This window comes from Formivibrio sp. oc-25 (assembly GCF_055810895.1).
The window spans coordinates 22,900-32,897 of the sequence record NZ_JBVVOL010000026.1 but is presented as its reverse complement, the minus strand read 5'-3'; the positions used below and the strand labels follow the sequence as shown (position 1 = coordinate 32,897).

The window sequence follows — 9,998 nt, the reverse complement described above, 5'->3', positions numbered from 1 at the left end:
ACTCTCTTGCTCATTTCGCACTCCTGTTGGTTCAGATTTTACCAAACAGGCGTGTCTACGGAATTCAGGCTACCTCATCAAATCCATCAACACTGCCTGTGCAGCCGACGGCCTTGAAGATACTCGGCTTGAAAGATCTTTTGATGTGTGGTGGCCGCAATTAGAATCTCAGCTGAACACCATAATTCAGGCCCAAGCTCCAGAGTCGATCCCAGCAGAAAAAGCAGCAGAACCTTCTGACGAGGCAACATCAAGGGTTCTCGAGGAAATCCTTGAACTAACAAGAAACAACCACAAGCTACTTCGCGACCCAACAGCGCTGATTCCGCCTTCATATTTAGGAGATTTACTTCGCCGCTCTTCGCGGCGAGATGAAATGGATATTTCGATTCGAGGGCTCGAAGGAAGAATAAGTCCAGAAGCGATCAAAGATCTAGTTGAGCGCTATCGTGATGTTTTGAAGATTTTAAATATTGCACGTGCGGAATTTGATCGTCACCCGTTATTTGAAGATTTGCTTCATAGCATCAGAAGCATGGATGACCCATTGCGTTATATAAGTCGTGAAATGGGGTTGCGCCTTCCTCGTGATCCATTGTCCGAAAAGTCCGAGTTCTAGCTTCTCCGTCGAGAGGGACCACCCACAAGCTGCGCTTGTGGGTTCCCTTCGCGGCTTCGCCGCTACGGAGGCCCCTCACGTCAAACGTTATACCCCATAGTGGTGTGCAAGATTGGACTGCCATGTTCGGCAGCAAGGGAGGCACATGCATCCATTTCACGTGATGATCATGCTGTTTGTGGTCGCGGCCCTAGTCGGGTTCGTCTTCGTGATTCGCTGGGAGCGCAGGCAGTATGTCGCTCGCGATCTAGCAAGTTCCTGGTTCAAGGTTCGGCTCTCATCAATTCCTGCGGCACTATTGGTTGCGGCTGTCGTAGTCGTTCCCGCCCGCGCCACCTCGGGCATGGAAGCTCTGGCCATTTTCTATCTGTTGCTCTTGGTCGTGGCACCAGTACTATGGTTCGGTGTGCACTGGTCCGTAGGCAGGCTTGCCAGGCCACAACTTGCCTTTGCAGACTCGGCTCGGATAGCGGCCTTGCCGCTGGGATATGCCCTGGCACTCGCGGCTATTGCACCAAGCTTCCAGTCCGTCGCATGGGCGCTGTTGCGGTCGTCAGGTATCAAATAGCTTGGTCACAGCAATAATGGCTGCCAACCCTTCGCTGCAGGCACGACGCCCCTGGAAGGACTACTCCGTCAACGGCAGCAAAGGCTAAACAGCCGCCCTACAAACTCCGTTTACGCAAATCATGCGTTATTTGCCCCATCAAGAGAGTTTGAAACGCTCGCGGGTAAACTGATTCCAAATATCGGGCTGTCGACACAGGTTGCCTCGGGCCAATGACGCCGCTACATTGAAGTACACGCCCCGACCTCTGCGGGAGAAACGTCATGCGCTATTCCCTGGCACAAATCAAGACATTCCGCCGCACCCTGCCCGAAGCCATTCCGGCGCCGTCCGTCATGGTCAATAACGGTCATGCAACCTTGAGAAAGGTGTCCGACGAAGAATATCTGGCGATCTGGTCGGATGAGGATGGCATCGTGCAGCGCGCCGGCCAGCTCGATAGCCACGGTTACACCAAGCTGCTGGAGCGGTTGATCGATCACCTGCCGGAAGATCATGGCTATGCGCTTGCCATTGCCGATTGCGCCGACCATGAATTCGATGCCGACGGCCTGCCCTATTTGCCGGAATCAGGGTCCGACTACGATTTTGCAGACTGACGGCCTGATGTTCGAACTCAGCGCTCCTGCAAACCGCACATTGGGCACTGTGGCGGCGAAGTTTGCACCATGGGGGCCTGGCAACGCGGGCAGATTTTTTCATGTGCCGGCACACAGGCCATCACAGGCTTGCGCGGCCTGAACAGATGCCATAGCAAGGCGGACAAGCCCAAGGGAAACCCGGCACGCATCACCCAGCTCACTACAGGCTCATCGGCATCGATCGGCAGCATCCAGCCTGCATACGTTCCCAGCAACAGCAGCGCGCCCAGCGCCCAGCCAAAGCCGCGCCGCATATTGGGCACCGGATTGCGCTCGCACTCCCCGCAAATCCACTCGCGCCAGAATCCCAGAGGTAAGACTGGAATCCAGAACAGGTGGATCACCAGAAAATAGCGGTATTGCCATTGCCGGGTACACCGCGCGCAATGATGGCAATAGCCGTTGCGATAGGCCACCTGTTTGCGTCCGAATTTATAGTGCCCATGCACGACCATCATCATCCCGCCCCAATCGGATCAAGCCAGAATCTTGCGACGCAGCATTGTATCGCCAGATTGGTGCAGGTTTGTGCCACTTGCAAAACCATGGTGCATGCTGAGCGAGACCACCTGGATAACAAATAATTAAATTCATTCATATTCAGCAACTTAAATAAATTTCCACCACAAAATCCAGGATGGCATGCACTTTGCTTTTAACTGGTTCAACTGGTCATACCAGTTAAACCAGTTAGAGGAAAACATGCCAAGCCTGTCCAATGTCGCCGCCCAGAACCTGCAACGCCTGATCGCCAACGGCACCTATCCGCAAGGCAGCACCCTGCCCTCGCAACGCGATCTGGCCGAAACGCTGGGCATCAGCCGCACCTGTCTGCGCGAAGCCATCTCCATGCTTGAAGCACTGGGGCTGGTGCGCTCGCATCCGGGCAAAGGGGTGTTTGTTACCGCCGGCAAAGGCCGCGAAGCGGGCGATCTGCCCGCCAATCCTTCCAGCATGCGCCCGGAAGCCATTTTTCAATTTCGTTTCGTACTGGAACCGGCCGCTGCCAGCATGGTGGCCGCAAATATCAAGCAGGATTGCACCGAGCTGAAGGAAGTCCAGACTCAGCTCGAAGCCGCGCTGCACGGCATGGATCTGGTGATGGCGGCCGAATGGGATATGGAATTCCATCGCCGCATTGCCCGGCTTTCCGGCAATGAGGCCTTTGTTTCCGTCCTGCAGCAATTCGAAAACCAGGTGGCCTACAGCCTGCAACTGCCCTTTGCCAACCCTCAGAGCATCTGGGAAACCGCCGATGAACATCTGGCCGTGATCGAGGCCATCACCCGACATGATCCGGCCGCCGCACGGCTGGCCATGCAGACCCATCTGCTGCGTGCCGCGGCACGGGTGGGCATCCGTTTTTACCAACCATGAAGTGAATAACAGGAGAAACATCATGAAAATCAACCAACTCTTTCGTTCCCTTGTTCTGACCGGCGCCATCGGCCTTGGCTTGGCTGCCCCGGCGGCACAGGCCGATGTGCTGGCCAATATCACGCAAGCGGGCAAGATCAAGATTGCCGTGCCGCAGGATTTCCCGCCATTTGGCAGTGTCGGTTCCGACATGAAGCCGGTGGGCTATGACATCGATGTAGCCAACCTGATCGGCAAGGAAATGGGGGTGAAGGTGGAACTGGTGCCGGTTTCCAGCGCCAACCGCGTGCCCTTCCTGACCACTGGCAAGGTCGATCTGGTGATCTCCAGCATGGGCAAGAACCCGGAGCGGGAAAAAGTGATCGATTTCTCGGTGGCCTATGCCCCGTTCTTCAATGGCGTGTTTGGCCCGGATGAGGTCAAGGCTGCCAAGGCTGAGGAACTGGCTGGCAAAACCGTTTCGGTGACCCGTGGTTCGATCGAAGATCTGGAACTTTCCAAGATTGCGCCGGCAAACGCCACGATCAAGCGCTTTGAAGACAACAACGCCACGATTGCCGCCTACCTTTCCGGCCAGACCCAGCTGGTGGCCACCGGCAACGTCGTCGCCGCTGCCATCAATGAAAAGAACAAACAGCGTCCGCTGGGCGTGAAGTTCCTGGTCAAGAACTCGCCCTGCTATGTCGGCCTGGCCCAGGGCGAGACCGCACTGCAGACCAAGGTGAACGAGATCATCCAGAAGGCGAAGAAGAACGGCGCGCTGGGTGAAATCTCGCAACGCTGGTTGCATGCGCCGCTGCCGGCTGATCTGTAAGCGTCGCGATCTGAACCCGGTACCGTAGGACGGACTTTAGTCCGTCAGCACCGCACACAAGCAATATGGGGGATGACGGGTTAAAACCCGTCCTACGGTCTTAATGAGGCTCACTTAAGGCAGATTCTGACCGTTTACCCTCTCCCCACCCCTCTCCCGCAAGCGGGAGAGGGGCTGGGGGAGAGGGTAAATCGATGCTTAATGTGAGCAGCATGGGTCCTACGGTCTGGATTTGCATGATGAAACCCATGAATTTGAAATCGGGTTAATAAGCGGCCACGCCTGCTGCAACAGGTTTGGATTTTGCCAATCTCCTGCCGGGAGTAGCCTTATGGCTTACCAGTTTGATTTCACCTTTATCCACGAATACAGCGGCATGCTGGTGGATGGCATAGGCTATACCCTGGGCCTGACGCTGATCGGCGGCACGCTGGGTATTCTGATCGGCATTGCCGGGGCCATTTTCCGCCTGTGGGAAATCCGCCCGTTTGCCGGGCTCTATCAGATTTACGTGGAACTATTTCGCAACACGCCGTTTCTGGTGCAGCTGTTCCTGATTTTTTTCGGCCTGCCCTCCTTGGGCATCCGCCTGCTGGAATGGCAAGCCGCCATCCTGGCAATGGTGCTGAATCTGGGTGCATACAGCACCGAAATCATCCGCGCCGGTTTGCAAGCCACGCCGCACGGGCAGATCGAAGCCGCGCAATCGCTGGCTTTCAACCGCTGGCAAACCTTTTTCTACGTGATGCTGCGCCCGGCGCTGCGCAAGGTCTGGCCAGCACTCAGCAGCCAGGTGGTGATCACCATGCTGGGGTCATCAGTGTGTTCGCAGATTTCGGCGGAAGAACTGACTTTTGTCGCCAACTTCATCCAGTCGCGCAATTTCCGCGCCTTTGAAACCTACTTCCTCACGACCGCGATCTACTTTGCGCTGGCTTTCCTGATTCGCCAGGCGCTGATGCTGATCGGGCGTTACGCCATTGTCCGGAGGCCGCTGCCATGATGAGTTTTTCCATGTGGGACATCATCCGCAACCTGCTGATCGGCGGCGGCCTGACATTGCTGCTCTCTGCTGCGGCCTTTGTATTGGGCGGATTGGCCGGCCTGCTGGTGCTGTTCGCCCGCATTGCCAAGCATCGTCCGCCGCGCGGTTTGGCCCAGATCTATATCGAGCTGTTCCAGGGCACGCCGCTGTTGCTGCAGTTGTTCACGCTGTACTTTGGCCTGTCGCTGTTTGGTCTGGATATCCCGGCCTGGCTCGCCGCTGGTCTGGGGTTGATGCTGTTTACCAGCGCCTACCTGGCCGAGATCTGGCGCGGCTGTGTCGAAGCGGTGCCACGCGGCCAGTGGGAAGCCAGCGCCAGCCTTGCCTTCAGCTACCGCGAGCAGATGCAGCACGTGATCCTGCCGCAAGCCGCACGCATGGCCATTGCCCCCACGGTCGGCTTCGCGGTGCAGGTGGTCAAGGGCACGGCCGTGACCTCGATCATCGGCTTTGCCGAACTCACCAAAACCGGTTCCATGATCGCCAATGCCACCTATCAGCCCTTCCTGGTCTACAGCCTGGTGGCCATTGGCTATTTCCTGCTTTGCTATCCGCTATCCTGGTCCGCCCAGCGTCTGGAAAGGAGACTCCATGCCCCTCGTTCGCACTAATCGCCTGCACAAGCACTTCGGCAAGAACCATGTGCTCAAGGGCATCAATCTGGAAGTCGAAGAAGGTGAAGTCGTCACCATCGTCGGCCGCAGCGGCTCGGGCAAAAGCACCCTGCTGCGCACGCTCAACGGTCTGGAAAGCATCGATGACGGCACCATCGAAGTCGATGGCACGGCGTTGGTGGCAGATCAAGGCGATTTGCGCGCGCTGCGCCAGAAAGTCGGCATGGTGTTCCAGCAGTTCAACCTGTTTCCGCACCTGTCGGCCGGCCAGAATGTGATGCTGGCGTTGCAGGTGATCAAGGAAATCAACAAAACCCAGGCCGCCGAAATTGCGCAAACCATGCTGGCACGCGTGGGGCTGGAACACAAATTCGATGCTTTCCCCGATCAGCTTTCCGGCGGGCAGCAGCAACGTGTCGCGATTGCCCGGGCGCTGGCCATGTCGCCCAAGGTGCTGCTGTGCGATGAAATCACCTCGGCGCTTGATCCGGAGCTGGTGAATGAAGTATTGATGGTGGTGAAACAACTGGCCAGCGAAGGCATGACCCTGATCATGGTCACGCACGAGATGCGCTTTGCCCGCGAAGTCAGCGACAACCTGGTGTTCATGCACGAAGGCCGCATTCACGAAACCGGCCATCCGCAAGCCATGTTCGCCAACCCGGCCACGCCGGAATTTGCCAACTTTATCCGTTCACTGGATTAAACCGCCATGACTGATTCTTCCGTACGCATCGCCCCGGTTGCCGATTTACCGCACTGGGCCATCCGTTCAACCAACCTGGCCGATCCACGTCTGGGCGCCCAGGCACTCGCCTGCTCCGATGATTTCTTCGCCCCGATGGCACGCATGCTCAACCCGGAACCGGCCTGCTTCATTGCCGGCAAATATGACGACAACGGCAAATGGATGGATGGCTGGGAAAGCCGGCGCAAGCGCGTGGCCGGGCATGACTGGTGCATCGTTAGGCTGGGCTGCCCCGGCACCATTGCCGGCTTCGATCTGGATACCAGCTTCTTCACCGGCAACTACCCTCCTGCAGCGCAGATAGAGGGCTGCCCGGATGGCATGGATCCGCAAGGCGACCACTGGCAGGCGCTGACCGGCATGCTGGCGCTCTCCGGCAACCAGCATCATCTGGTTCCTGCCTGCCTGGCCGGTGATACGGTGTTCTCTCACGTTCGCGTCAATATCTACCCGGATGGCGGGCTGGCGCGCTTGCGCGTTTACGGCAGCCCTTCCACTTCCCATATCGAAACCGCCAGTGATGGCCTGGTCGATCTGCTCGCCCTGCGCCATGGCGGGCGTGCCATTGCCTGGAACGATGCCCACTTCGGCGCCGCCGCCAACCTGCTCTTGCCCGGTCGCGGCATCAATATGGGTGAAGGCTGGGAAACCCGCCGCCGGCGTGAACCCGGGCATGACTGGTGCATTCTGGCGCTTGGCCTGCCCGGTAAAGTCGTGCGGGTGGAAGTCGATACCGCACACTTCAAGGGCAACTTTCCGGATCGCTGCTCGATCCAGGCTGCCTGGGTACCGGAACTGGACGAATCCGCCCTGCCGGCCCAATCGCAATTCTGGCAAACCCTGTTGCCGGAAAGCAGGCTCAGTGCCGACAGCATTCACACGTTCACGCTCGAAGATTCCGGCCCGATCAGCCATATCCGTTTCAACCTGCATCCGGATGGCGGGGTATCGCGCCTGCGCCTGTGGGGATATCCGGCATGAAGCTGCAACTGGAAACACTGACGGCTGAAGCCTTTGCACCGTTTGGCGAAGTCATTGAAGCCACGCCGCAACAGCACGGCTTCAGCATCAACGCCGGCACCAGCCAGAGATTTCACGATCTGGCCCGGCTCGACCCGGGCGAAGATGGCCATTTGATCGTGAGCATTTTCCGGGCGCAACCCCGATCCCTGCCATTTGCAGTACGCATGCTGGAGCGCCACCCCAAAGGCTCGCAAGCGTTCATGCCGCTCAGTGGCCGCCCGTTTCTGGTCGTGGCCGCACCCGCCAGTCCGCAGCCTGATGCCGGACAGATGCGGGCGTTTCTGGCAGCGGGCCATCAGGGCATCAACTTCCGGGCCGGGGTATGGCACCACCCGCTGCTGGCCTTGCAGGCAGAAAGCGATTTTCTGGTGATCGATCGCGATGATCCGCAGGATAATTGCGACGAATTCGTCCTCGGCCAGTCGTGGCAGCTGGATCTGGCCCCCTGCACACAGGAGTTGACATGCTGAATGGTTTCTTGAGCTTGCTGGGATTTCTGCTGGCAGGCGAAATCACGGTCTACCTGCTGGCACTGCCGCTACCCGGCCCGGTGCTGGGCATGGCCTTGCTGCTGGGCTGGCTGCTGTGGCGCCGCAAGGAAGTTTCCAGCGGACTCGACACGGCAGCATCGGGCATCCTGCAGTACCTTTCCATGCTGTTCGTACCGGCCGGTGTCGGCGTGATCCTGCATCTGGAACGCCTGCAACGTGAATGGGCGGCCATCGCCGGCGCCGTGCTGGTCGGCACGCTGCTGAGCATCGGCTTGACCGCACTGCTGCTCAAAAGCCTGAGCAAGGACAAGGAGAAAAGCGATGCTTGAGCGAATCGCCGGCCTGTGGCCGCATCTGCAGACCCTGCCTGTTTTCTGGCTGGCGCTCACGGTTGGCATCTTCCAGCTTGCCAGCCTGCTGGCCAAACGCTGCCAGGGCATGCCGCTGACCAATCCCGTTGGCCTGAGCATCCTGAGCCTGGTCTTGCTGCTGTATTTCAGCAACACCCCCTATGAAACCTATTTCAAGGGCGGGCAATGGATACACTTCCTGCTGGCGCCTGCCACGGTAGCACTGGCGGTACCACTGTATCGTCAGCGCGAACGCATCCGCAGCATGGCAACGCCCTTATTGCTGACCTTGGCCGGAGGTTCGTTGCTGGCAATTGCCACCTCGACAGGCATTGCCTGGATGCTGGGTGCCAGCGCATCCAGCCTGCTGTCGCTCGCGCCCAAATCCGCCACGGCACCGGTCGCGATGGGCATTGTGGAAAAGCTGGGTGGCATTCCTTCGCTCACCGCAGCCGTGGTGATTCTGACCGGAGTCACCGGCGCCATTGCCGGACCCTGGGTGCTCGATACCCTGCGCATCCGTGAACCGGCCATCCGGGGATTTGCAATGGGGCTGGTCAGTCATGGCATCGGCACGGCACGTGCCTTTCAGGAAAGTCCACAGACCGGCGCATTTGCCGGCCTGGGCATGGGGCTGAATGCCATGATGACGGCGATTCTCACGCCGCTACTATTCCAGTGGCTGGGCTGATCCACCTGCCAACCTGTCATGACTCGCGCTCCAGCCAGTCATGACAGGCCGAACGGAAACGCTCTGCTCCGGCGGTCAAACGTCGCTCTGCATGCCAGACCAGATAAAAATGCCGTTGCAGCACCAGTGCCGGAACCGGTATCTGGGCAAATTCACCAGACTGCAACTCCCGCTGCACCGCGCGGCGCGAAGCAAAACCCACGCCCATCCCGAGGCGCATGGCTTCGCGGATTGCCTCTCCACTCCCCAGTTCCAGCGCAATATTGACATGCCCCAGGTAAGGCAACAGCAGGGTCTCGAAGGTCTGGCGCACGCCGGACCCCGGCTCGCGCAATATCCAGCCTACTGAGGCCAATTCTTCGCGTGTCGGCACTTTCCGAACAAACGGATGGTCGGCTCTGGCATGCACAACCATCTCGTCGGATAGCCATCGTTCCGATACCAGCTGGCTATCGGCCAGTGGCGTTTCAATCAGGCCGATATCGGCCTCGCAATTGCGCAGCAAGGTCATGACCGCGTGCGAATTGCTGATCGAAACCTCATAGTGATCATCCGGATGCTGCGGGTTCAGCTCTGCCAGCAAGGCGGGCAGCACATAGTTACCGATGGTCAGACTGGCAGCGACTTTCAGTCGGCACGGTGCGCCTTCGGAAAAAACATCTTCTATCGCTTGCGCCTGTGCCAGTAGTTCAAGCGCCTTCGGCAAGAGATGGCGACCATGTGCATTCAATTGCACCCGGCGGCCAATCCGGTCAAACAGCGTTACGCCCAGTCGGTGCTCCAGCTCGGCCAATGCGCCACTGGTGGCAGACTGCGACAGTCCCAGAGCCTTGCCTGCGACCGTGATTCCGCCTTGTTGATGAATTGCCGCAAATACTTCCAGTTCACGCAACGTGATATGCAACACGGCAGGTCCTTTATCTGTTTTTCCGATGAATCACAGTCGAAAAGGTGATTTTTATTATATTCCAATAAACGATAAGGTTATTCCATCCAAAGCCAACAAGCGAGAATCCT

14 protein-coding genes are annotated in these 9,998 nt (G+C 58.3%); 12 read left to right on the top strand and 2 right to left on the bottom strand.

Translation table 11 applies throughout. The annotated features are described in order from the left end of the window. From AC0KVQ_RS13765 to AC0KVQ_RS13755, 3 genes are all read left to right on the top strand, one after another. The coding region (locus tag AC0KVQ_RS13765) for a hypothetical protein (protein WP_473421744.1) at nucleotides 1-619 on the top strand (619 nt) is incomplete at its 5' end. A 145-nt stretch (nucleotides 620-764) separates the two neighbouring features. Continuing rightward, nucleotides 765-1,187 (top strand): hypothetical protein, encoded by a 423-nt coding sequence (locus AC0KVQ_RS13760; protein WP_473421743.1) that lies wholly within the window; start codon nucleotides 765-767, stop codon nucleotides 1,185-1,187. Nucleotides 1,188-1,450: 263 nt separating this feature from the next. Then, the gene (locus AC0KVQ_RS13755) at nucleotides 1,451-1,786 is read left to right on the top strand and encodes a hypothetical protein (RefSeq protein WP_473421742.1); all 336 of its coding nucleotides are present in this window, start codon (nucleotides 1,451-1,453) and stop codon (nucleotides 1,784-1,786) included. A gap of 17 nt (nucleotides 1,787-1,803) precedes the next feature. Here the strand turns inward: AC0KVQ_RS13755 and AC0KVQ_RS13750 are convergent, their stop codons facing one another. Further along, entirely contained in the window at nucleotides 1,804-2,289 is a 486-nt protein-coding gene (locus tag AC0KVQ_RS13750; RefSeq protein ID WP_473421741.1) for a hypothetical protein, read from the bottom strand. Between the two features lie 241 nt (nucleotides 2,290-2,530). Between AC0KVQ_RS13750 and AC0KVQ_RS13745 the strand changes: the two genes are divergently transcribed. From AC0KVQ_RS13745 to AC0KVQ_RS13705, 9 genes are all read left to right on the top strand, one after another. Then, nucleotides 2,531-3,205 carry a FadR/GntR family transcriptional regulator gene (locus AC0KVQ_RS13745; protein ID WP_473421740.1) on the top strand — a complete coding sequence of 225 codons (675 nt, stop codon included), beginning with the start codon at nucleotides 2,531-2,533 and terminating at the stop codon, nucleotides 3,203-3,205. 22 nt (nucleotides 3,206-3,227) lie between these two features. After that, nucleotides 3,228-4,019 carry a transporter substrate-binding domain-containing protein gene (locus AC0KVQ_RS13740; protein ID WP_473421739.1) on the top strand — a complete coding sequence of 264 codons (792 nt, stop codon included), beginning with the start codon at nucleotides 3,228-3,230 and terminating at the stop codon, nucleotides 4,017-4,019. A 331-nt stretch (nucleotides 4,020-4,350) separates the two neighbouring features. Next, nucleotides 4,351-5,022, top strand: a complete 672-nt coding sequence (locus tag AC0KVQ_RS13735) for an amino acid ABC transporter permease (RefSeq protein WP_473421738.1) — start codon at nucleotides 4,351-4,353, stop codon at nucleotides 5,020-5,022. Further along, nucleotides 5,019-5,675: an amino acid ABC transporter permease gene (locus AC0KVQ_RS13730; protein WP_473421737.1), complete on the top strand. Its 657-nt coding sequence runs from the start codon at nucleotides 5,019-5,021 to the stop codon at nucleotides 5,673-5,675. Before AC0KVQ_RS13735 ends, AC0KVQ_RS13730 begins: the two co-directional genes overlap by 4 nt. Next, nucleotides 5,656-6,384 carry an amino acid ABC transporter ATP-binding protein gene (locus AC0KVQ_RS13725; protein WP_473421736.1) on the top strand — a complete coding sequence of 243 codons (729 nt, stop codon included), beginning with the start codon at nucleotides 5,656-5,658 and terminating at the stop codon, nucleotides 6,382-6,384. The genes AC0KVQ_RS13730 and AC0KVQ_RS13725 overlap by 20 nt, the downstream gene beginning before the upstream one ends. Before the next feature lie 6 nt (nucleotides 6,385-6,390). Next, nucleotides 6,391-7,407: an allantoicase gene (gene alc / locus AC0KVQ_RS13720; RefSeq protein ID WP_473421735.1), complete on the top strand. Its 1,017-nt coding sequence runs from the start codon at nucleotides 6,391-6,393 to the stop codon at nucleotides 7,405-7,407. Beyond that, nucleotides 7,404-7,919, top strand: a complete 516-nt coding sequence (locus tag AC0KVQ_RS13715; RefSeq protein WP_473421734.1) for an ureidoglycolate lyase — start codon at nucleotides 7,404-7,406, stop codon at nucleotides 7,917-7,919. The genes alc and AC0KVQ_RS13715 overlap by 4 nt, the downstream gene beginning before the upstream one ends. After that, entirely contained in the window at nucleotides 7,913-8,269 is a 357-nt protein-coding gene (locus AC0KVQ_RS13710) for a CidA/LrgA family protein (RefSeq protein ID WP_473421733.1), read from the top strand. Before AC0KVQ_RS13715 ends, AC0KVQ_RS13710 begins: the two co-directional genes overlap by 7 nt. Continuing rightward, complete coding sequence (locus tag AC0KVQ_RS13705; protein WP_473421732.1) at nucleotides 8,262-8,981, top strand: LrgB family protein; 720 nt, start codon at nucleotides 8,262-8,264, stop codon at nucleotides 8,979-8,981. The genes AC0KVQ_RS13710 and AC0KVQ_RS13705 overlap by 8 nt, the downstream gene beginning before the upstream one ends. A 16-nt stretch (nucleotides 8,982-8,997) precedes the next feature. On the opposite strand, the gene AC0KVQ_RS13700 is transcribed toward AC0KVQ_RS13705, so the two are convergent. Next, on the bottom strand, nucleotides 8,998-9,888 hold the full coding sequence (locus AC0KVQ_RS13700; protein WP_473421731.1) for a LysR family transcriptional regulator: 891 nt from the start codon (nucleotides 9,886-9,888) through the stop codon (nucleotides 8,998-9,000). Nucleotides 9,889-9,998: the final 110 nt, after the last annotated feature.